General features: G+C 40.5%; 19 protein-coding genes. 10 read left to right on the top strand and 9 right to left on the bottom strand.

Annotated elements, in window-relative coordinates; genetic code table 11:
- Positions 1-15 precede the first annotated feature (15 nt).
- The 3 genes from DES39_RS04260 to DES39_RS04250 form a co-directional block, all read right to left on the bottom strand.
- Positions 16-1,101 carry a linear amide C-N hydrolase gene (locus DES39_RS04260; RefSeq protein WP_121144498.1) on the bottom strand — a complete coding sequence of 362 codons (1,086 nt, stop codon included), beginning with the start codon at positions 1,099-1,101 and terminating at the stop codon, positions 16-18.
- Between the two features lie 205 nt (positions 1,102-1,306).
- Positions 1,307-2,827 carry a DHA2 family efflux MFS transporter permease subunit gene (locus tag DES39_RS04255; RefSeq protein ID WP_121144497.1) on the bottom strand — a complete coding sequence of 507 codons (1,521 nt, stop codon included), beginning with the start codon at positions 2,825-2,827 and terminating at the stop codon, positions 1,307-1,309.
- A gap of 3 nt (positions 2,828-2,830) precedes the next feature.
- On the bottom strand, positions 2,831-4,006 hold the full coding sequence (locus DES39_RS04250; RefSeq protein ID WP_121144496.1) for an EmrA/EmrK family multidrug efflux transporter periplasmic adaptor subunit: 1,176 nt from the start codon (positions 4,004-4,006) through the stop codon (positions 2,831-2,833).
- A 402-nt stretch (positions 4,007-4,408) separates the two neighbouring features.
- Between DES39_RS04250 and DES39_RS04245 the strand changes: the two genes are divergently transcribed.
- A complete protein-coding gene (locus tag DES39_RS04245; RefSeq protein ID WP_121144788.1) occupies positions 4,409-5,410 on the top strand; it encodes a YbgA family protein in 1,002 nt (333 codons plus the stop codon).
- An 81-nt stretch (positions 5,411-5,491) separates the two neighbouring features.
- Here the strand turns inward: DES39_RS04245 and priC are convergent, their stop codons facing one another.
- Both priC and yfbV read right to left on the bottom strand, forming a co-directional pair.
- Positions 5,492-6,034, bottom strand: coding sequence for a primosomal replication protein PriC (priC, locus tag DES39_RS04240; RefSeq protein ID WP_121144495.1), 543 nt, complete (start codon positions 6,032-6,034; stop codon positions 5,492-5,494).
- 35 nt (positions 6,035-6,069) lie between these two features.
- Entirely contained in the window at positions 6,070-6,507 is a 438-nt protein-coding gene (yfbV, locus tag DES39_RS04235) for a terminus macrodomain insulation protein YfbV (protein WP_121144494.1), read from the bottom strand.
- 221 nt (positions 6,508-6,728) lie between these two features.
- Here yfbV and DES39_RS04230 point away from each other — a divergent pair, with 221 nt between their 5' ends.
- The 4 genes from DES39_RS04230 (at position 6,729) to DES39_RS04215 (ending at position 12,397) form a co-directional block, all read left to right on the top strand.
- Positions 6,729-7,931, top strand: coding sequence for an acetate kinase (locus DES39_RS04230; RefSeq protein ID WP_121144493.1), 1,203 nt, complete (start codon positions 6,729-6,731; stop codon positions 7,929-7,931).
- A 62-nt stretch (positions 7,932-7,993) separates the two neighbouring features.
- Complete coding sequence (gene pta, locus DES39_RS04225; protein ID WP_121144492.1) at positions 7,994-10,135, top strand: phosphate acetyltransferase; 2,142 nt, start codon at positions 7,994-7,996, stop codon at positions 10,133-10,135.
- Between the two features lie 190 nt (positions 10,136-10,325).
- A complete protein-coding gene (guaA, locus tag DES39_RS04220; RefSeq protein ID WP_121144491.1) occupies positions 10,326-11,909 on the top strand; it encodes a glutamine-hydrolyzing GMP synthase in 1,584 nt (527 codons plus the stop codon).
- A gap of 347 nt (positions 11,910-12,256) precedes the next feature.
- Positions 12,257-12,397 carry an entericidin A/B family lipoprotein gene (locus DES39_RS04215; protein ID WP_121144490.1) on the top strand — a complete coding sequence of 47 codons (141 nt, stop codon included), beginning with the start codon at positions 12,257-12,259 and terminating at the stop codon, positions 12,395-12,397.
- 387 nt (positions 12,398-12,784) lie between these two features.
- Here the strand turns inward: DES39_RS04215 and DES39_RS04210 are convergent, their stop codons facing one another.
- The 3 genes from DES39_RS04210 to lolB all read right to left on the bottom strand — a co-directional run bounded on the left by DES39_RS04210 (position 12,785) and on the right by lolB (position 15,165).
- The gene (locus DES39_RS04210) at positions 12,785-13,528 is read right to left on the bottom strand and encodes a MipA/OmpV family protein (protein ID WP_170143340.1); all 744 of its coding nucleotides are present in this window, start codon (positions 13,526-13,528) and stop codon (positions 12,785-12,787) included.
- Positions 13,529-13,688: 160 nt separating this feature from the next.
- Positions 13,689-14,537 carry a 4-(cytidine 5'-diphospho)-2-C-methyl-D-erythritol kinase gene (ispE, locus tag DES39_RS04205; protein ID WP_121144488.1) on the bottom strand — a complete coding sequence of 283 codons (849 nt, stop codon included), beginning with the start codon at positions 14,535-14,537 and terminating at the stop codon, positions 13,689-13,691.
- 1 nt (position 14,538) lies between these two features.
- Positions 14,539-15,165: a lipoprotein insertase outer membrane protein LolB gene (lolB, locus tag DES39_RS04200; protein ID WP_170143339.1), complete on the bottom strand. Its 627-nt coding sequence runs from the start codon at positions 15,163-15,165 to the stop codon at positions 14,539-14,541.
- 176 nt (positions 15,166-15,341) lie between these two features.
- On the opposite strand from lolB, the gene hemA reads away from it, so the two are divergent.
- The 4 genes from hemA to kdsA all read left to right on the top strand — a co-directional run bounded on the left by hemA (position 15,342) and on the right by kdsA (position 19,510).
- A complete protein-coding gene (gene hemA, locus DES39_RS04195) occupies positions 15,342-16,625 on the top strand; it encodes a glutamyl-tRNA reductase (protein ID WP_121144486.1) in 1,284 nt (427 codons plus the stop codon).
- An 82-nt stretch (positions 16,626-16,707) separates the two neighbouring features.
- Positions 16,708-17,793, top strand: coding sequence for a peptide chain release factor 1 (gene prfA, locus DES39_RS04190; RefSeq protein ID WP_121144485.1), 1,086 nt, complete (start codon positions 16,708-16,710; stop codon positions 17,791-17,793).
- Complete coding sequence (gene prmC / locus DES39_RS04185; RefSeq protein ID WP_121144484.1) at positions 17,790-18,626, top strand: peptide chain release factor N(5)-glutamine methyltransferase; 837 nt, start codon at positions 17,790-17,792, stop codon at positions 18,624-18,626. Before prfA ends, prmC begins: the two co-directional genes overlap by 4 nt.
- A gap of 29 nt (positions 18,627-18,655) precedes the next feature.
- Positions 18,656-19,510: a 3-deoxy-8-phosphooctulonate synthase gene (kdsA, locus tag DES39_RS04180; RefSeq protein WP_121144483.1), complete on the top strand. Its 855-nt coding sequence runs from the start codon at positions 18,656-18,658 to the stop codon at positions 19,508-19,510.
- Between the two features lie 68 nt (positions 19,511-19,578).
- Here kdsA and rraB read toward each other — a convergent pair whose 3' ends face one another.
- Positions 19,579-19,974 carry a ribonuclease E inhibitor RraB gene (gene rraB / locus DES39_RS04175; protein WP_121144482.1) on the bottom strand — a complete coding sequence of 132 codons (396 nt, stop codon included), beginning with the start codon at positions 19,972-19,974 and terminating at the stop codon, positions 19,579-19,581.
- Between the two features lie 182 nt (positions 19,975-20,156).
- Here rraB and rnm point away from each other — a divergent pair, with 182 nt between their 5' ends.
- Entirely contained in the window at positions 20,157-21,011 is an 855-nt protein-coding gene (rnm, locus tag DES39_RS04170) for an RNase RNM (RefSeq protein ID WP_121144481.1), read from the top strand.
- The last annotated feature ends 6 nt before the right edge of the window (positions 21,012-21,017 follow it).

Below are 21,017 nucleotides of genomic sequence, written 5' to 3'. Positions count from 1 at the left end.
GTATAATCATTGACTTTAATAGTGTAATTGCTGTGCACTCAATCCTTGAAATACAAAGGGCTCACTGACTTTATATTGATCGGTGGCATTGCCAGAAAAAATATTACGCTGCTCTTTACCTAATGCGAGCACTTTAACTTGCCCGGTCTCAGCTGAAAAATCAATTTTACTTAAATCAGTCCAAAAGACATTCGGCGTTAATGCTGATTCAAAAAAGTACAGTTGGCGCTTATGGTCATAGACGGTGCGCCAGCGCGTTGACGAGATTTCAGGTGAGTCTTCGGTCGTTAGTCCATATGGCACGGAAACATTGCGTATGATACTAAAGACACTGGCAACAGCGGTATTGATATCGGTTTTTTTCGGCACGTTATTGACATAAAAAGAGGCTCTGGCAAAGCGGTCGGCTGCGCGGTTAGTGCCAGGCAAAAAGGCCAGTCCGCCAACATTTTGCCAATACTCTTCCATCGCAAGTTGTTTATCATAGGTCGGTGAATTGGTCATGACTTGATATTGCTTACTGTGATGAATTACCTGCTGACCATCAATGTATTCAATAATCGCACTATCACCGCTAGCGTCAGATAACGATAAATGCAAGGTTGCTAATCGCGTTTGCCCCGGTACATTATCGGTTAATACTGATAATGGTGTGTGCTCTAAAGATTCGACAGCCTCTGCAACGGTGGCAAAATTGTCTAGCATATACTGTGCCCAGATCGATACCGATAAACCATTATTGTTGGTAATTTCATTGGGGTATTGCGACTCGGCAAGCCAAAGTAAGTTGGCAACAAGGCCTTTTTCATTAACGCCATCGGTTGTCGATACATCATAGCCTGAAGCAATTACACTGCCGTATTTTGACGTCCAGCTGAGCGAATGCGGCCCAACAACGCCATCACGTGCCATGCCACGCGGGAAAATCCATAAATTGGTGGCAATTTCATCTTTCCAGTCCATTGAGCGGGCAGTAATAATTTGCTGATCTTCACCTAAGTAGACGATGCGAGTACAAGCCTGACTCAGTGGGGCTAAACCGATTAAGGCCGATAAGATCGTACTTGGCAAGATAGATTTCAAGTTAACAGGTTTCATCATTTCTCCAAAACTGAGGGAATAGGCCATCATACGTAATATTGTAATTGATTGATATTTAAGAATCGTAAAGTTTTATTGTACTATTGCTATAAGTATAGGTTAACTACGCTGCAAATGAGAAAACTTAAGTTAATAATAGCGATTTATCGGAGCTTTACCATGACGGTGAAAGCGCCAAATCAACCAAACTTACCCTGTCAGGTTTTTAGCCCATTGATTTAAACGGCGGCTTTGCAAACCAAATACTGATAATTAAGCCGATAAACACCCAACCACATAACCAGAAAATATCATTAGCCGACATAATTAAACTCTGCGCCGATATCTGTTCATTAATGTAGCTGGCTGTTTGGGTTGACGATAAGCCATGCTCAGCCATCTGATTAAAATACGCCACACTATTGGGATCGTAAGGCGTGATCGATTCGGTCAGATGAGCATGATGCAGTGAGGCGCGGTTTGCCCACAATGTGGTGGTGATTGAGGTGCCCACTGAACCGGCTAAAGTGCGGAAAAAATTTGATAAACTTGACGCCGAGGCTAAACGCTCAGCAGGTAAACCCGATAACGTTAAAATCGTCAGTGGCATAAAGAAGCAAGCAATTGCAATCCCTTGTATAAGCTGTGGCAGGGCAATGCCGGTAAAATCAATATTTAGCTCAAAGGTATAAGCTCGCCAAAAAAAGCAGATCGAATAAAACACAAACGAGGTGGTGATGACTGCGCGAATATCAACATGATCACAGATTTTGGCTACCGAGGCGGAGAGTAAAATTGGCAATAATCCGATTGGCGCAAGCGCAATACCCGCCCACGTTGCATTGTAGCTATAGACCTCTTGTAGTAACTGTGGCAATAACACAATTGCACCAAAGTACGCCATGTATGACAAGCTGGTTGAAATTGTGCCAATCGAGAAGTTTCTAATTTTAAATAGCGCCAGATCAACCACCGGGTTTTTGTTGTTCACTTCCCAAATCACTAAAAAAGTTAAGGTAATGACTGCAATGATGGCAAGGACGATAATTTCGTTAGAAGCAAACCAGTTTAATTCCTGACCTTTATCTAAAAAGACTTGTAAGCAGCCAACGCCAACCGTTAGCAGCGCCAAACCGATATAATTGAACGGGATTTTAACCACGGTCGATTCCATTGGTTTTAATAGGTAAGCGCCAAATAGTACAACGGCGATGCCAATTGGCACATTCATAAAAAAGATCCAGCCCCAGTTATAATTATCACTGATATAACCGCCTAAAATCGGGCCACATACCGGCGCTAAGATAATGGTCATTGACCATAGGGCTAATGCCATCTTTTGTAAACGAGCGGGATAACCGCGCAGCAAAATGCTTTGTGACAAAGGGATCACGGGGCCAGCCACCGCACCTTGCACGCAGCGGAAAAATAGCAGCATGCCTAAGCTATCTGAGATACCACATAAAAATGAAAATAGCGTAAATAAACCCGTTGCCCACAAAAAGACTTTAACTTCACCATAACGCTTGGCTAAAAAGCCAGTGAGGGCAATGGACATCGCATTCGATACCCCAAATGTGGTAATAACCCAAGTTCCTTCGGTATTTGATACGCCTAGGGAACCGGAGATAGTTGGAATCGCGACATTGGCAATCGTCGAGTCGAGCACTTGCATAAACGTTGCAAATGACAACAACACGGTCATAAAGACTAACTTAGTCCCTTTTAGCGGCTCAATGGTGCTCATAGATTACAGCTCCGCTGGTGCACGGTAGGTATTTAGCGTAATAATGTCATTAATCGTCTGATTGATTTCATTAAGGTTAAGCACCAAAGCTTGGCTGGCATAAAATGGTGTGGTTCTTGGTGAGCTAGCTAAGACTTGCCCTGAGGTATTATTTGCCTCAACAGTCACATTCATTGACAGGCCGATTCGCAGTGGATATTGTTTGACTTGCTGTGGATCTAGCTCAACTCTAACCGGTAAACGCTGCACCACTTTAATCCAGTTGCCGGTGGCGTTTTGTGCCGGCAGTAATGAAAATGCGCTTCCCGTACCCATATTAATACCGACGACTTTACCGTTATAACTCACATCATCGCCATAAAGATCGCTGGTGACGCTAACGGCTTGACCAATACGAATGTTTTGTAACTGGGTTTCTTTAAAATTAGCATCAACCCAGATCGGCTCTGCTGGCACAACCACCATCAATTGACTTTCAGCACTGACTTGTGAGCCCACATCGACATTGGTTCTGGCAATATAACCGGTAATTGGGCTGCGAATCGTTGTGCGTTGTAGCGTGACCCAAGCTTGACGTACTTGGTCTGCGGCTTGTTTAACGGCGGGCTGTTGATCTAAGGTGACACCATGGAGTAAAACTTGGTTAGCTTGGTATTGTTGCTTGGCAATTTCAACTTCTAGCTGGGCAAGTTGCATGGTTTGTTTGGCATGTTCAAGCTCTTCAACCGACACATCATCTTTTTGCCCCAGTGCTAAGCGGCGCTGATAATCTTGGGTTGCTTGTAGTAAGCTCACTTCATCCGATTTTATTTTTGATTGATACTGATCTGAATCAATATATAACACTTGCGTTTGGCGAACGGTGTTGGCCAGTGAATCAAGCGCTTGCTGATAGGCGAGCTTAGCATCGGTATCATCCAATACGACTAGCACATCGCCGGCGTTAACAAAATCGGTATTGGTCACATTAACTTGCGTGACTTTACCGGTTGTTTGAGCAATAACGGGTGATTGTATTCCCGATACGTAGGCATCATCCGTTGATATTTGATTACGTAATACGGCAAACCAATAAATGCCATACAGGCAAAAAATGACAATAAACACACCTGACGCGATAAGCATCCATCGATTGCGACGTTTTGGATTATCTTTTGGCGAGGTTGCTGGCATATTCATAAATCTTTATCTCTCTTTTTCATTGTGTTGTTAGATAAAAAGCGTTTTTTCAGGTGTAATCAAGGTCATAAGCAGTAAGTTTTCATGGGGCTGTATGAGCGATGGTTCATTATTATGCTGATTGCTTAAGCTATAATGATATGCAATATTTTGATAAAATATAGATTTTAAAGTGTCGAAAATCGACTTTTAACTTGTTTTATCATTTTTTTTACGATTAATTGTATGATTTTGGGATTAAGGGAAAAATCTATTACTGAGTGATGATTAAGGTACAATCTTAAGCAATAATCATTGACAGTATCTGCAAGTCACAGAGTGATTAGCGCGTTTTTAACTATACAGCAGGGTTGTTTTTCGCTAAATTATTAGGATGAATTGCACTGATATAACGAGATGGGTATGAAAGTTGATATACGTCAGCCAACGCGAGCAAGTCACAATCCGTTACGCATCGGAATTAGCCCGTGCCTGCTTGGCGATGCGGTTCGTTACGACGGTGGGCACAAACGATTGCCCTTGGCGGTTGAAACGCTGCAACCTTATGTTGAGTATCAACCAATTTGTCCGGAAATGGCAATCGGTCTGCCCAGCCCAAGGCCAACGCTCGGCTTATATCAGCAGCCAGATTTCAGTACGATTTTGCGATTTAATCATGGCGATGAGCAAAATATTCACCATAAAATCAGTCAGTTCTGCCAGCAAACCATTCCTAAGTTAAGGGCACTATGCGGTTATATCGTGTGCGGCAAGTCACCGAGTTGTGGTTTAGCGAATGCTAAATTATTGGATAATGAAAGTCATGATTTTATTGCCTTGACCGATGGCGTTTTTACCGCGCAGCTCAGGCAGCATTACCCTTGGATGCCGATTGAAGATCATCTTCACCTGGCGGATACGGATGTGCAAACCCATTTTATGATACGTATTGTGGCGTTATATCGATTAAATCAATTAGCTTTGCAGCCGCTTACTCGTCGAGCCTTACTGACATTTCATAGTCGCTATAAATATTTATTGCTCGCACACTCGCAGCCGCTATACCGGCAGTTAGGTCCATTTGTCGCTCAGATCGAAAAGTGGCAAGATTTAACTGCCTTTTGGTGCGAATATCGAGGTCGCTTCATGCAGTTATTGGCTCAGCCGGCAACATGCGAAAATCACACCAATGCATTGATGCATATACAAGGTTATTTTAACCGTCAGTTACCGGCGACTGAAAAACAGCAGCTCACCGAGGTAATTTTAGCCTATCGACAAGGGAAAACATCGCTGCGTGAACCAATTGATTATTTAAAAGCTTGTTTAGCAAGGTTTCCTGATGACTATATTGCTGACCAATACTACTTGCTTGACTATCCCGATCCTTTACTCAAAGGGCGTGATGGCGTATACAAAGAGTAAAAATTGATCGTCAGGTGAGCCTTATTATGGCCATTATCACTAAAATTGTTGCAATTATTGCTTTAATTAGTATGACTCAGGTTAACTAATAGCAGTGGTTTGCTCGATTTTTTGATCAATTTGAGATAAAGCGTATTGACAGCGTGCGATGCGACTTTCCAGTGTTGAAAGCTGTTTTCGATGTTCTACTGCATTAGCTAATGGCGTTTGTTGTAACTGGTATTTTAATGCTTCTAAGCGATTTAAATAACCCAAATTTCGAGCATATTGTTCATGCAGTGTGGCATGGTTATGGGCTATTTGTTCTGTGCTACGCAAAGTGTGTGTGGCAATTTCACGCTGTAGCGCATTGAGTTGGTTGACGATCAATGTCGATAAGAACACGATTTGTTCAAGGTGATCATTGTGGTTATCTTTAGCAATGAGCTGAGTTAATTTTTGAAAATTGTCATCGAGCTCTAACAAATAGGGTTGATAACCATTTAATAACACACCTTGATAGTGAAATAACTGTGCATCAAAACACGGTGCATGCAGTTTAGTATTGGCAAACGGTGCACACTGTGTTGATAATAATGTGATTTTATCTTTTAATACGGATAAAAACATATCGTTTTTGGTCACGAAATATCACCTTATAATTCAATTAAAATAGTGCGTTATGTGATCTGATTATCATCATCGCTGAGATAGCGGCTCGATAAGTCATATAACTGCATAAAATGCATCAAATTCATCTCATCTTTTTTGTCCGGTTTTGCTGCCAGTACACCGAGTTCGATCAATTTTTGTTTGGTGTGTAAATACCAAGGTAAAAGATTAAGCGGTAATGGCGTGTTGGCACGTTTCCCAAGCCATAAAACGCCATGAATTGGTAAACTGATAGCGAAAATACCGGTAATCACGGCGCTAACCATACCAGCACGCTGATAAAATTGCCACAAAAAGAGCAAAATAAGAAAAACTGGTAAATATTTAATCGCATATTTAATGGCTGAAATAATTTTAATTTCAGGAAAAGTGGGGGCTAAGTGCTTATCTGTTGGGCAGATTTTCATATAGCGCCGCCCCAGTTGAAATAACTTTATTAGATTCATTGCTTGAGGATTCCTCGACAATAATTATTTATTGCCTTACAATAGTGCCCACAAATTTTAGGAATTTTATTTTCTCTATTCTAACGATAAAAATAGAAGAGATCAAAATATAATCCCTGGGTAAAATGAGCCAATATCGGCTACATTGATAAGTATTTTATTTTAACAGTATCACCAATATGGTATTGGTGTATTTCTTTTATTTTAAAAAAGGGTTTTCTATGTCGAGCAATCTCGTTCTCGTTCTTAATTGTGGCAGTTCGTCACTAAAATTTGCCATTATCGATCCTGCAAATGGTGATGAATTTATTTCTGGTTTAGCTGAGTGTTTTAACCTACCTGATGCTCGAATCAAGTGGAAGTTAGATGGTGAAAAATCTGAGGCTTCACTCGGTGCGGGTGCTGCACACAGCCAAGCATTACAATTTATTGTTAAAAATATTTTTAGCAAAAAACCAGAACTGCTTGCCAATATTAAAGCAATCGGTCACCGAATTGTTCATGGTGGTGAAAAATATACGCAATCAGTTGTGATTGATAATTCTGTATTAAAAGGTATTGAAGATGCTGCAGCATTTGCACCTTTACATAATCCTGCTCATTTAATTGGTATCAAAGAAGCATTTGCCGCTTTCCCTCATTTAAAAGATAAAAACGTTGCTGTATTTGATACTGCATTTCACACGACTATGCCGAAAGAAGCGTATTTATATGCTCTACCTAAAGAGCTTTATGAAAAACACGCTATTCGTCGTTATGGTGCGCATGGAACAAGCCATTTCTATGTAAGCCGTGAAGCTGCAAAAATTTTAAATAAACCTGTTGAACAAACCAATGTTATCACTTGCCATTTAGGTAATGGTGCATCAATTACGGCGGTTAAAAATGGTGAATGCGTTGAAACGTCAATGGGCTTAACGCCATTAGAAGGCTTAGTGATGGGGACACGTAGTGGTGATATCGATCCTGCTATTATGTTCTTTTTACATGACAACTTAAAAATGTCTGTTGCTGATATCAATAATCTATTAAATAAACAATCAGGTTTATTAGGATTAACCGGCGTGAGCAGCGATTGCCGTTATGTTGAAGATAACTACGGTAAAGACGAAGGCGCGACCAATGCGTTAGACGTTTTTGTTCACCGTTTAGTGAAATACATTGGTGGTTATAGTGTATTACTTGATGGTCGCCTTGATGCTATCGTATTTACTGGCGGTATCGGTGAAAACTCAGGTGCTGTTCGTCAAAAAGTGATGGAAAAATTAAGCATTCTTGGTTTTGAACTAGACGAAGAGCGCAACCTTGCTGCACGATTTGGTAAAGGTGGGGCGATTAATAAAGAAGGGACTCGTTGTGCGTTGGTTATTCCAACTAATGAAGAACTCGTCATTGCACAAGATGCGGCACGCTTAACCGCATAATATGAAGGACAACCGCCTAGAAGAGGCGGTTTTTTTTAGATTGATATAGAGGAGTATAGACAATGGCTCGTACAATTATGTTAATTCCTACTGGCTCAAATGTCGGCTTAACGGGTGTTAGCTTGGGTGTCATTCGCGCAATGGAACGTCAAGGCGTTAAGATTAGTTTATTTAAGTTAATTTCACAGTCAGTACTCGGTTCTGACAGCCCTGATCAAACAACTAGCTTGATTCAAAGCAACACATCAATTCCAACCAATAAACCATTAAAAATGAGTTATGTGGAAAAATTGTTAGGGTTAAACCAACAAGACGTGTTAATGGAAGAAATTATTGCCCTTTATGCTGAAAGCAATAAAGATTCAGAAGTGGTACTTGTTGAAGGTATCGTACCAAGTTCGCATTATCCATTTGCTAATGAACTCAATTTTAGTATCGCTAAAACATTAGGCGCTGAAATTGTGTTTGTTATGGGGATGGGTAGCGATAAACCAGAACAGTTAAAAGAGAAAGTTGAAATCGCTCGTGCCAATTTTGGCGGTATCAAAAATGAAAAAATCATTGGTGTTATCGTCAATAAAGTGAATGCACCACTTGATGCACAGACACTTGTTAGACCTGATGTGGTTGATATTTATAATACCAATACGCCAAAATTTAATGCTGAAAAAATCACTATTGATGATTTAAAACCCCATAGCCCGTTACCGGTATTAGGTTGTATTCCATGGAATATCGATCTATCTGCATGCCGTGCTATTGATATGGCCAATCACCTTAACGCTAAAATTATTAACCGTGGTGAAATCAGTTCACGTCGTATTAAACACATTTCATTTTGTTCACGTAGCGTACCGAATATCATTTCTCATTTAATACCTAATGCGTTGTTAGTCACTTCAGCCGATCGTGCCGATGTATTAACGACCATTTCACTTGCTGTTATGAACGGCGTTGAGATCGGTGGGGTGGTATTAACTGGCGGTTATGATATTGATAAAAATGTTCATGACTTATGTAAACAAGCGTTTGATACTGGCTTACCAATTTTCAGTGTTGATACCAATACGTTCCAAACCTCAATTAATTTACAACGTTTTAATCTTGAAATTCCAGTTGATGATAAAGACCGACTTGATATGACGCAAAACTTTGTTGCTGACTACATTGATTCATCTTGGATTCGTTCATTAGCTGAACAAGATCTATCACGTAGTATTCGTCTATCGCCACCTGCATTTCGTTATCAATTAACTGAGCTTGCCCGTAAAGCACAAAAAACGATCGTATTACCAGAAGGCGATGAGCCAAGAACAATCAAAGCAGCCGCGATTTGTTCGGATCGTGGCATTGCAAGATGTGTGTTACTCGGTAATCCAGACGAAGTTAAACGTGTTGCCGCATCTCAAGGCGTAACGTTAGGACAAAATGTTGAAATTTTAGATCCTGAAGTGATTCGTGAAAACTACGTAGCACGTTTAGTTGAATTACGTAAAAATAAAGGCATGACTGATATTTTAGCGCGTGAACAATTAGCGGATAACGTGGTACTTGGTACGATGATGTTAGAGCAAGCGCAAGTTGATGGTTTGGTGTCTGGTGCGGTGCACACGACAGCGAATACCATTCGTCCACCATTACAATTAATCAAAACCGCGCCAGGTAGTTCACTTGTGTCATCCGTCTTCTTTATGTTGATGCCTGAACAAGTGTATATCTATGGTGACTGTGCAATTAATCCAGATCCAAACGCGCAAGAACTCGCTGAAATCGCTATTCAATCAGCTGATACCGCGATTGCGTTTGGTATTGAACCAAAAGTTGCGATGATCTCTTACTCAACAGGTAATTCAGGCCAAGGTGCTGATGTTGAAAAAGTGAAAGAAGCAACGCGTATTGCTCAAGAAAAACGCCCTGATTTATTAATTGATGGCCCATTACAGTACGATGCTGCGGTAATGCCAGATGTTGCTAAATCTAAAGCGCCTAACTCTAAAGTGGCAGGTCAAGCGACCGTGTTTATTTTCCCTGACTTAAATACCGGTAATACCACTTATAAAGCGGTACAACGCTCAGCGGATCTGATCTCTATCGGACCAATGTTACAAGGTATGCGTAAACCGGTTAATGACTTGTCACGTGGTGCTTTAGTTGACGATATCGTTTATACTATCGCATTAACTGCGATCCAAGCTACCCAATAATAATCGTCTGTTGTTAGGAAGTAGCATTAATTATATGAGGTGATATAATGTCGCCTCATATTTATTTAGGGTTTTTAAACATCGCATTTTAATGAAATGCGATGTTTAAATATCTTTAAATTGTAATTGAATCAAAAAATCTATTTTGATGTTGATTTTAGTCCACTTATTTTGCTTTAGGAAAATTTTAATGACAAAAGACATCCACCAACAACGCGTTTTAATTCTTGATTTTGGTTCACAAGTGACACAGCTGATCGCTCGTCGTGTACGAGAAATCGGGGTTTATTGTGAACTTTGGCCATGGGATGTATCTGAAGAGAAAATCAAACAGTTTAATCCTAAAGGGATTATTTTGTCAGGTAGCCCAGAAAGTACGACTGAAGCAAATAGCCCAAGAGCACCGGAATACGTCTTTAAGGCGGGTGTGCCGGTGTTAGGGATTTGCTACGGCATGCAAACGATGGCAGTCCAGCTTGGTGAAGGTGGTAAAGTCACAGCTTCAAATCAGCGTGAGTTTGGTTATGCCAAAGTTGAGCTAGTGAATTCATCACGCTTAACCGATGGTATCTTTGATAGCAAAAATAACGCGGGTATTGATGAGCTTGATGTTTGGATGAGCCACGGTGATAAAGTGACCGCGATTCCCGATAACTTCAAAGTTGTTGGCCGCACTGAGACTTGTCCGTTTGCGATTATGGCCAATGATGAAAAACAATTTTATGGCGTGCAATTCCACCCGGAAGTGACACATACTGTGAAAGGTTTAGAACTATTACAGCGTTTTGTGATTGATATTTGTCATTGTGAAAAACTCTGGACACCATCGTCAATTATTACTGATGCGATAGCCAGAATTAAACAAAAAGTCGGTAAAGATAAAGTGCTATTAGGTTTATCTGGTGGGGTTGATTCATCGGTGACGGCACTATTATTACATCAAGCAATTGGCGATCAATTAACGTGTGTCTTTGTTGACCATGGTTTATTGCGTTTAAACGAAGCGCAGCAAGTGATGGATATGTTTGGCGATAAATTTGGCCTGAATATCATTGCTGTCAATGCCGAAGAGCGCTTTATGAGTGCATTAAAAGGTGAAGCTGAACCAGAAGCGAAACGTAAAATCATTGGCCGTGAGTTTGTGGCAGTCTTTGATGAAGAAGCGACCAAACTTAAAGATGTCAAATGGTTAGCACAAGGCACCATTTACCCTGATGTGATTGAATCAGCGGCGGCAGATACTGGTAAAGCGCATGTGATTAAATCACACCATAATGTGGGCGGTTTACCAGAAGATATGAAAATGGGCTTAGTCGAGCCATTACGTGAGCTATTTAAAGATGAAGTGCGTAAGATAGGATTAGAGCTAGGCTTACCTTACGATATGCTATATCGTCATCCATTCCCAGGACCAGGCCTTGGCGTTCGCGTACTGGGTGAAGTGAAAAAAGAGTTTTGTGATTTACTGCGTCAAGCCGATGCGATTTTTATTGAAGAACTCTACAAAGCCGATCTTTACCATAAAGTCAGCCAAGCTTTCACGGTATTTTTACCGGTGCGTTCGGTTGGTGTAATGGGTGATGGACGTAAATACGACTGGGTTGTCTCGTTACGTGCGGTTGAAACTGTTGACTTTATGACGGCACATTGGGCACATTTACCATATGAATTCTTAGGCCGCGTATCAAATCGTATCATTAACGAAGTGAATGGTATCTCGCGTGTGGTGTATGATATTAGTGGTAAACCGCCTGCAACCATTGAGTGGGAATAATGCACTAGCGTTGTAAACCGTTTAAAATAACTAAAGAAGCCAGCTTTATCATGATGATAGCTGGCTTTTTTGTTATCTAGGATTTATCCCAATTGTTATTTACCTAATCTTGCTGCGTTTGGCGCTATTGCTGTTTATTCAATGACGGTGGCTTAAACTGTCAATCAAGGATGATTTATCATACCGAGCTAATTTCAACACATCGTCGAGAAGAGCGTAGCTATGCGGCCATTCGCAGTTAAAAAATTAAGTTAAAAATATGTTAAAGCGCATAAATTTGATTGTGACTTAGGCGCGAGTTTGTGAAGATACGCCGGAATATTATCGTTAAATAGGTGGATTACATTATGAAAAAAATGATTGTTATATTAGTTACATCGTTGGTATTTTTATCGGGTTGTAACACGATTGCTGGTGCTGGCGAAGATATCCAAGACGGCGGCAGCACGATCACCAAAGCGGCAGATGATGTTAAAAGCGCTCTATAATCACGCGTTAGGTTATTTGGTCGTTATACACCGCTATGGATACGCGATGTGATAATTGAGTCATCTTTAATTGTCATGCAGTTGCGCATATTGGCAATATTATTGATGCTAAACAAGGTATAAAAATAGCGTTGTCAAGCCTTGTGCGGTCAAGATCGGTGATTTTTTTTAGTAGTTAAAATTTAACCTTTTAGCTAGTCTTTTGACTTTATTAAATAAATCTGGGTTATAAACAGGTTTATTACCAGAAAATGTGTAAAACCGTGCATAGTTGATAAGGTGTTATGATCACAAAGTAAACGGTTGTTGTTTACATAACGGGTAATATGAGTCGGCCGGTGAGGAGAATAAAAACCGGTAAGGTATTTTTATTCTCCTACGTGTTAATTAGAATGCATACATAATACCGGCGGTAATTTCGCTGGTATTTGAACGGTTAACAATCGGACTTGATTTGACTTGGTTACCTAACAAGATGAAATCATATTCAAATACTGCTGACCACTTACTGGTGAAGTCATAAGTTGCCGTCAAGGTGGCATATGGCGTTACGCCACTATGTGGTCGGTAAGTGGATAAACCACTACGTAAGGATTCTTGTTCACTCACGCCGTAATAATACCGGTTATGCGAGCTATTAAACCATGTCACACCTAACTGTGGGATGATGGCCAACTTATTAGTTAATTGCGCATAAGCGGCATATTCCAAATCAACCGAAACGGTATTGCTATTATCAAGCACATCGGCTGCCACTTCGCCAGAAAACTGACCATAGGCGGTTGTCAGCGTGTAAGCGACCCCGCTTAATAGGGTCGATTTACGGCGGTCAAGTTGTTTAACTCTAACATCATCACTATCGGATGGTTTAAGTCCTAGTGATTGATAATCAAGGGTGATATCTACCTGTTGATTGCCATCTTGCCAAACGTGGACACCACCAGACGTCCCTGAAATAAACAGATATTTTGAGTCATAATTAATTAATGGCATGAGTGAAAAATCAGTACTTTTACCGACATAAGGTGATTGCGTCCACGATCCACTGACACCAATACCATTATCTTGCGCTGAAGCCATCACATAATAGGGCAACAGCAGACTCGCAATGGCGATAATTCTTTTTTGCATAGTATTCTCTTTGACATAGTGATATTGCATAGCGCGCTATTATTCACGCTATCTTTAATGGTAAGCAGTATAAAGGTTAATTAAAAAATCACAAAGCGCGTTATCCATTGCTAGTTCAGTGAGTTGTTATGTTTAGCATGGCAATGCATAAAATAGCGCATTAGCGGCATAATTGATTGATGCCTTTGGCGATAAAGCATACAACATCCTCGCCAGCAAGGTGCTGCTGTAGCTGCATAGCTTGCTCTTGTGTATTACATTCACTAAAAATACATGAGCCGGTGCCGGTTAAGCGCGTTGGCGCAAATTGAGATAATCGATTAATTAAATCATCAATTTGGGGATAAAGGGCGCGCACGGTTGGTTCACAATCATTATTAAATGGCGTTGTGAGCAATTCATCAATTCTTCTAGTGACGCTGTCACGTTTCAAACTGGGTGCATTAAAAATTTTGGCTGTGGCAATTTCGACATTTGGCTTGACCACCAAGTACCATTTTTCTGGCACATCAATAGCCACTAGCTCATCACCAATACCTTGCGCAAAAGCACTGAGACCAAAAATAAAAATGGGTACATCGGCGCCAAGTTTTTGGCCAATTTGCATTAAAACCGGCGTAGACAATCCAAGTTGCCAGAGCTGATTCAAGGCAATTAGGGTGGTTGCCGCATTGGATGAGCCGCCACCTAAGCCGCCACCCATCGGTAATTTTTTATCAATCGTAATATCGATACCGAAAGGCGGACGAAAATCAGCTTGGCTTTGCCGCATATAAGTAAGTAACATGTTTGCTGATTTGATAATTAAATTGTCGTCGTGTGGCACGAGAGTAAACTCGGTTTGTAAGCAAATTTTATCGTCTTGCCGACGGTCAAAATAGAGCGAATCACTATAATCGATAAACTGGAATAGGGTTTGTAAATTGTGATAACCATCAGCACGGCGACCAGTGATATACAAAAATAGATTTAATTTAGCCGGTGATAACCAGGCGCGTTTATCACACATATTAATTGAGTTTCCAATTATTAATGGTCATTTTCAGCTGATTTTGCTGATTAGTGAGTTCAATGACTGCCGGCAAATCAATCGTTTTATTGGCAAACGAGTAAGTATCATATTTGGTGATAGTCATTAACCAGGTTTGATTATCTTGCATCAACATTGTTTTACTGAGTCGTCCTTTGCTATCAAGAATATCTTTGCTTGGGTTATCTGATACACCTTTAAACCAATTGTGTAATGATTTGAATGGGATATTCATTCCAGTTAGTTTGGCGACTAAGCGTTCAACATTCTCATCAGTATATTTTTTACCATTACGATCAGTTAGCTCAGCTAAATAAGGGGTAACGGTTAATGAGAAAATTGAGGTACCAACCGGCGTAGTTAATTTTAATTGATATTGATTGTCTGAAATCTGATTGATAAAAAAGCGGCCATAATATTTGGTACTATCGGTAATATAAGATAAGCTGCCGGTCGCTTGATAGTTGATGAGCTGGGATAAAGCGGCTTGATGTGATTTATTCGCCAGCTGTTGACTTTGTTCATTAGGTTGATTGGCACAGGCAACCAGTAAAGCGCCAATCAATAACATGACAATGGCACGATAACCGTAAGAAAATAGACGCATTATTCTTTCACTATTTATGAAAATCATAGCCTTTATTATAACCAATAGTTGCAAACAAGGGAATCAATTGTATTTCACCGTGTGAAGCTGTTAACCTTTTCACTTTTTTTGTGTATAATTGGTCACAATAATAGATAAGATTGTCGTTTTAATCTAAATAAAGAAATCATTGAGCAATGTCTATCGCAATACTGGGTATTAACCATAAAACAGCACCTGTCGCATTACGGGAAAAAATCGCTTTTTCTCCTGATACTATTGATGGCGCGCTATATAGCTTATATCAACATCCATTGCTAAATGGCTGTGTGATTTTGTCTACGTGTAATCGTACTGAAATTTATGTCAGTTATGAGCATTTAACTGATTTGCCGCGTATCAAAGTTTCGGTCGAAGAGTGGTTAAGTCAATATCACCACATTACCCTCAGTGATTATCAAGATTCCCTTTATTGGTATGATGGTAAAGCAACGGCTGAGCACCTTATGCGCGTTGCTAGCGGTATTGATTCCATGATACTCGGTGAGTCACAAATTCTGGGGCAAGTTAAACAGGCTTATGGTTATTCACACCAAAATCAGTGCTTATCAAGTGAACTTGAAAAACTCTTTCAGCGTATTTTTCATGTTGCTAAGCGAGTTAGGACCGAAACGAATATTGGTTCAAATAGTGCGTCAGTTGCGTACTCGGCTTGCTTAATTGCCCGTGATTTGTTTCAGTGTGCATCATCGTTAAGCATTATGCTTGTTGGCGCGGGTGAAACCATTGAACTCATTGCTCGCTACCTTAAACCGCATAGTTTTAGTAAAATTATTGTGGCAAATCGTACCCGTGAAAAAGCATTAAAATTAGCAAATTTGATGGACGCTGAAATTATTGCTCTACCCGATATCGCGGTGCGCTTAAAAGATGTGGATATTGTGATTAGTTCAACAGCCAGTCCGTTACCAATCATCGGTAAAGGGATGGTGGAGCGTTCGATTGCCATGCGTAAACAAGCCGCGGTTGATAATCAAATGTTATTTATTGATTTAGCTGTGCCACGAGATATTGAAGCGGAAATCGCTGAACTTGATGGCGTCAATTTGTTTACCCTTGATGATTTACAAAAAACTGTTCAATCTAACCTTGAGCAGCGAGCGATTGCCGCAACAGAGGCCGAATACATTATTCAAGAAGAAGCTGAAGTTTTTATGGAATGGTTACGCTCACGTAATGCCGTCGACTTAATTAAGCAATATCGTGAAAATGCCGAGACAATTAAACTAGAACTGACCGATAAAGCGATTTCGGCACTTAAGCAAGGCGCTGATATTGATGAGGTACTGAGCAAATTATCGCATCAGCTGACCAATCGATTAATTCATGCCCCAACCCAAACTTTACTTCATGCGGCATCAATGGATTGTTGTGACTGCCTAAAAGTATTAAGTGATGGGCTTGGACTAAAAGAGCATTAGCATCACTAATGCCGAGCAGTTTGACTTTTTTATACAATTTTTATTTTACTGAATGACTCTATTAAAAAGGTACCCCCTTTATATGAAACCCTCAATTATTGCCAAATTAGAAGCACTACAAGAACGATTTGAAGAAGTACAAGCATTATTGTCTGATCCTAGTGTGATTGCCGAGCAAGATCGCTTTAGAGCGTTGTCGAAAGAGTATGCTCAGCTGACTGATGTGGTAAAATGTTTCGAACAGTGGAAAACCACTCAAGAGGATATAGAAACGGCTAAAATGATGCTATCTGATCCAGAAATGGGCGAAATGGCACAAGAAGAGCTCGATGAAGCGAAAGCCAAAATCGAGCATCAAGAAAGTCAGCTGCAAGTTCTATTATTACCTAAAGATCCGAATGATGAATATAACTGTTTCCTTGAAATTCGTGCAGGAACCGGGGGGGATGAAGCGGCTATTTTTGCCGGTGATCTAGCCAGAATGTACACCAAGTATGCTGAGTCAAAACGTTGGCGCACTGAAATTATGAGTTCAAATGATGGCGAGCACGGCGGTTATAAAGAGGTCATTTTGCTGGTCAGTGGTGATGGTGTGTATGGTAACTTAAAGTTTGAGTCAGGTGGTCACCGAGTTCAGCGTGTGCCCGAAACCGAATCTCAAGGCCGAATTCACACATCTGCTTGTACTATTGCGGTGTTACCAGAAGTGCCTGAAGCGGATTTACCGGAAATCAATCCGGCTGATTTACGTATTGATACGTTCCGCTCTTCGGGGGCGGGAGGACAGCACGTTAATACCACCGATTCGGCGATTCGAATCACCCATATTCCAACGGGCATTGTGGTTGAGTGCCAAGATGAACGTTCTCAGCATAAAAATAAAGCCAAAGCGATGTCGGTATTAGCTGCGCGTATTCAAGATGCTGAGCGGCAAAAACGTCAGCAAGAGGAGGCCTCAACAAGACGTAATCTACTTGGTTCTGGTGATCGTTCAGACCGGATTCGAACCTACAATTATCCGCAAGGACGCGTGACGGATCACCGTATTAATTTAACCATCTATCGCTTAGATGAGGTGATGGAAGGTAAACTTGAAATGCTTGTTGATCCTATTGTTCAGGAATACCAAGCTGATCAATTAGCAGCATTATCGGATCAAGATTCATGACATTTTTAACGTGGTTAAAGTATGCCACACAGCAGTTAAATGGTAGTGATAGCCCAAGGCGTGATGCGGAAATTTTGTTAGCATTTGTCACTGGACGCACTCGCACTTTTTTAATGGCTTTTTGTGAAACCACGTTAACTGAAAACGAATTAGCGCAGTTAAATGCCTATCTACAGCGACGTCAAGCCGGTGAACCAATTGCTTATATCACCGGTGTGAAGGAGTTTTGGTCGCTCAACTTCAACGTATCACCAGCAACGCTCATTCCTCGTCCAGATACTGAAAAATTAGTTGAGTTGGCATTAGAGTGTTTACCTAAAGTGCCTTGTGAAGTACTTGATTTAGGAACGGGCACTGGGGCGATAACGATTGCGATGGCAACTGAGCGGCCTGATTGTTTATTTACCGCGGTTGATAATAGCGCCGAGGCACTAAAACTTGCACAAGAAAATGCCAGACAAATTGGCGTAAATAATGTGTACTTTTCATTAGGCAATTGGTATAAATCAATCAAAGGACGTAAATTTTCAATGATTGTGAGCAATCCGCCTTATATTGAGCCAACGGACGTGCATTTATCTCAAGGTGATGTGCGTTATGAGCCGCGGACAGCACTTGTCTCTGAGGATAATGGGGTTGCTGATATTAAAATCATCGTCAAAGGTGCTACGAAACATCTTAACCAATATGGGTGGCTACTGATAGAACATGGTTGGAAACAAGGGGAAATCGTGCAAACTATTTTTAAACAACAAGGGTTTCAACTCGTTAAGACTTACAGCGATTATAGTGGTAATGACAGGGTGACTGTTGGCCGTTGGTTTAAGCCTTAATTTTTAATTACCAGAAGTGGGAAAATATTATGAAACAAAAGATTGTTAATATTGGCGAGATTAAAGTGGCAAATGATCTGCCTTTTGTGCTGTTTGGTGGAATGAATGTGCTTGAATCACGTGATCTAGCAATGAAAATTTGTGAGCACTATGTGACTGTGACGCAAAAACTCAAAATTCCTTATGTTTTTAAAGCCTCATTTGATAAAGCAAATCGCTCTTCTGTCCACTCTTACCGAGGTCCAGGTCTTGAAGAGGGGATGAAACTGTTTCAAGAATTAAAAACGACTTTTGGCATTAAAATTATTACTGACGTACACTCTGAAGAACAGTGTAAACCCGTTGCCGAAGTGGTTGATGTGATTCAATTACCGGCATTTTTAGCTAGACAAACCGATTTAGTGGTAGCGATGGCAAAAACGGGGGCAGTTATTAATGTAAAAAAACCTCAATTTGTCAGTCCAGGTCAAATGGGTAATATTGTTGAAAAATTTGAAGAAGCTGGCAATGATCAAATTATTTTATGTGATCGTGGTAGCTGCTTTGGTTATGATAATTTAGTGGTCGATATGTTAGGCTTTAACATTATGAAAAAAGTCAGCAAAGGGTCACCAGTGATTTTTGATGTAACGCATGCATTACAATGCCGCGATCCAATGGGATCGGCATCTAGTGGTCGTAGAGGTCAGGTGACTGAGCTGGCGCGAGCAGGCATGGCGATTGGCATTGCCGGGCTATTCCTAGAATCTCATCCTGATCCCGCTCATGCTAAATGTGATGGACCATCAGCGTTACCATTAGCAAAATTAGAACCATTTTTACAACAGATGAAAGCGATTGACGAGCTAGTGAAAAGCTTTGCCGAGCTTGATACTGAGAGCTAAGTTATTAATAAGTTTTCGTCAGTTGTTATGATTAAGTGCATCAAAAGATGCACTTAAATATTGCGTTGTTAGTGTAAAGTTTCTTCTTCATCATCTTCGTCGAAATCGCCGTCTTCACCATCTTCAAAGTACGTTCCCCAACCATCGTAATTAACCTCAAATTTAGTTGTTAATTCAATTAATTGTGCAATTTGCGCATTAATAAGTTCGGCATCTAATGGTACCTCTGCAATCACATCGCAGCAAACCACTTCTTGATTATCTTCATCATCCATATCTTCAGGATCAGTCACTTCATAACCCAATTTGAAAGCTTCGACGGCGACTTTTTCCAGTGTGTCAAAATCAGTAGCTGAAATATGATGTTCGATCAGATAAAGCGCATCAGGATCGCTACCGTCATTTAACAGCTCTTCAATGATTGAATAGGTATCTTGTTGGGCTGATTCAATTTTTGCTTGCATAATAAACCTGTATAAGATTAAAGATAGAATGAGAAATAACGAATTTTGTGTGCTATATTACACCCTAATTATCCAAAGAATCACCTTTTATTTATCCGGCGCTACTAGTTGCGATAATCGAGTCGTTATTATTTGACTTTAGTGCGCAATTATAGTGTAAAAAACTGAGAAGTATACTTTTAATGACTTGTTTGACAAAACTTTATGATCTGCATTCACATACTACCGCATCTGATGGCGTACTATCGCCTTGCCAGCTAGTGCAGCGCGCGGTAGACAATCAAGTTAACGTATTAGCCATTACTGATCACGATACCATTCAAGGTCTTGCACCTGCACGTGATTACATTGCTACGCATCAGCTGCCGCTTGAACTAATTAATGGTGTTGAAATTTCAACCTTGTGGAAAAATACTGAAGTGCATATCGTTGGTCTCAATATTGATACGCAAAACGCATCGTTAAATACGTTATTAACGGAGCAAGAAAATCAGCGTATTGAGCGGGCAAAGGCGATAGCTTATCGATTAAAAAAAGTCAGTATTGATAACGCGTATGAACAGGCTCAAATCTATGCCAAAGGGGATATTGTTTCGCGTGCTCATTTTGCCCGTTTTTTAGTAGCAAAAGGCTATGCTAAAGATATCAACCGTGCCTTCAAAAAATACTTAGGTAAATCGGGTTATGCTTATGTAGCACCTAAATGGACAAGCATTGATAACGCGATTGCTGTGATCCATCAATCAGCCGGACAAGCGGTATTAGCTCATCCCTCACGATATGACTTTACCTTGAGTAAAATGCGGACTTTAATGCACTATTTCAAAGAATGTGCGGGGGATGGAATTGAAGTATCACAAAGTCGACAAACATTAGATGATCTTAATTTACTGGCAAAATGTGCCAATGATTTTAATTTACTGGCATCACAGGGCTCTGATTTTCACGATGCGATAAGTTATTTGGATTTAGGTAAAACTCATCGTTTACCTGATAGTGTTACACCAATTTGGTATAATTGGCCTACTGCGGATTAATCAGTA

This window comes from Orbus hercynius (assembly GCF_003634275.1).
GTDB classification, from domain to species: Bacteria; Pseudomonadota; Gammaproteobacteria; order Enterobacterales; family Orbaceae; genus Orbus; species Orbus hercynius.
This window is presented reverse-complemented; position numbering and strand designations above follow the sequence as displayed.

Excerpts from the sequence above, each read along its gene's own strand:
- DES39_RS04260 (WP_121144498.1), bottom strand. The coding sequence starts at position 1,101 with ATGATGAAACCTGTTAACTTGAAATCTATCTTGCCAAGTACGATCTTA.
- DES39_RS04255 (WP_121144497.1), bottom strand. The coding sequence starts at position 2,827 with ATGAGCACCATTGAGCCGCTAAAAGGGACTAAGTTAGTCTTTATGACC.
- DES39_RS04250 (WP_121144496.1), bottom strand. The coding sequence starts at position 4,006 with ATGAATATGCCAGCAACCTCGCCAAAAGATAATCCAAAACGTCGCAAT.
- DES39_RS04245 (WP_121144788.1), top strand. The coding sequence starts at position 4,409 with ATGAAAGTTGATATACGTCAGCCAACGCGAGCAAGTCACAATCCGTTA.
- yfbV (WP_121144494.1), bottom strand. The coding sequence starts at position 6,507 with ATGAATCTAATAAAGTTATTTCAACTGGGGCGGCGCTATATGAAAATC.
- DES39_RS04230 (WP_121144493.1), top strand. The coding sequence starts at position 6,729 with ATGTCGAGCAATCTCGTTCTCGTTCTTAATTGTGGCAGTTCGTCACTA.
- pta (WP_121144492.1), top strand. The coding sequence starts at position 7,994 with ATGGCTCGTACAATTATGTTAATTCCTACTGGCTCAAATGTCGGCTTA.
- guaA (WP_121144491.1), top strand. The coding sequence starts at position 10,326 with ATGACAAAAGACATCCACCAACAACGCGTTTTAATTCTTGATTTTGGT.
- DES39_RS04215 (WP_121144490.1), top strand. The coding sequence starts at position 12,257 with ATGAAAAAAATGATTGTTATATTAGTTACATCGTTGGTATTTTTATCG.
- DES39_RS04210 (WP_170143340.1), bottom strand. The coding sequence starts at position 13,528 with ATGCAAAAAAGAATTATCGCCATTGCGAGTCTGCTGTTGCCCTATTAT.
- ispE (WP_121144488.1), bottom strand. The coding sequence starts at position 14,537 with ATGTGTGATAAACGCGCCTGGTTATCACCGGCTAAATTAAATCTATTT.
- lolB (WP_170143339.1), bottom strand. The coding sequence starts at position 15,165 with ATGCGTCTATTTTCTTACGGTTATCGTGCCATTGTCATGTTATTGATT.
- hemA (WP_121144486.1), top strand. The coding sequence starts at position 15,342 with ATGTCTATCGCAATACTGGGTATTAACCATAAAACAGCACCTGTCGCA.
- prfA (WP_121144485.1), top strand. The coding sequence starts at position 16,708 with ATGAAACCCTCAATTATTGCCAAATTAGAAGCACTACAAGAACGATTT.
- prmC (WP_121144484.1), top strand. The coding sequence starts at position 17,790 with ATGACATTTTTAACGTGGTTAAAGTATGCCACACAGCAGTTAAATGGT.
- kdsA (WP_121144483.1), top strand. The coding sequence starts at position 18,656 with ATGAAACAAAAGATTGTTAATATTGGCGAGATTAAAGTGGCAAATGAT.
- rraB (WP_121144482.1), bottom strand. The coding sequence starts at position 19,974 with ATGCAAGCAAAAATTGAATCAGCCCAACAAGATACCTATTCAATCATT.
- rnm (WP_121144481.1), top strand. The coding sequence starts at position 20,157 with ATGACTTGTTTGACAAAACTTTATGATCTGCATTCACATACTACCGCA.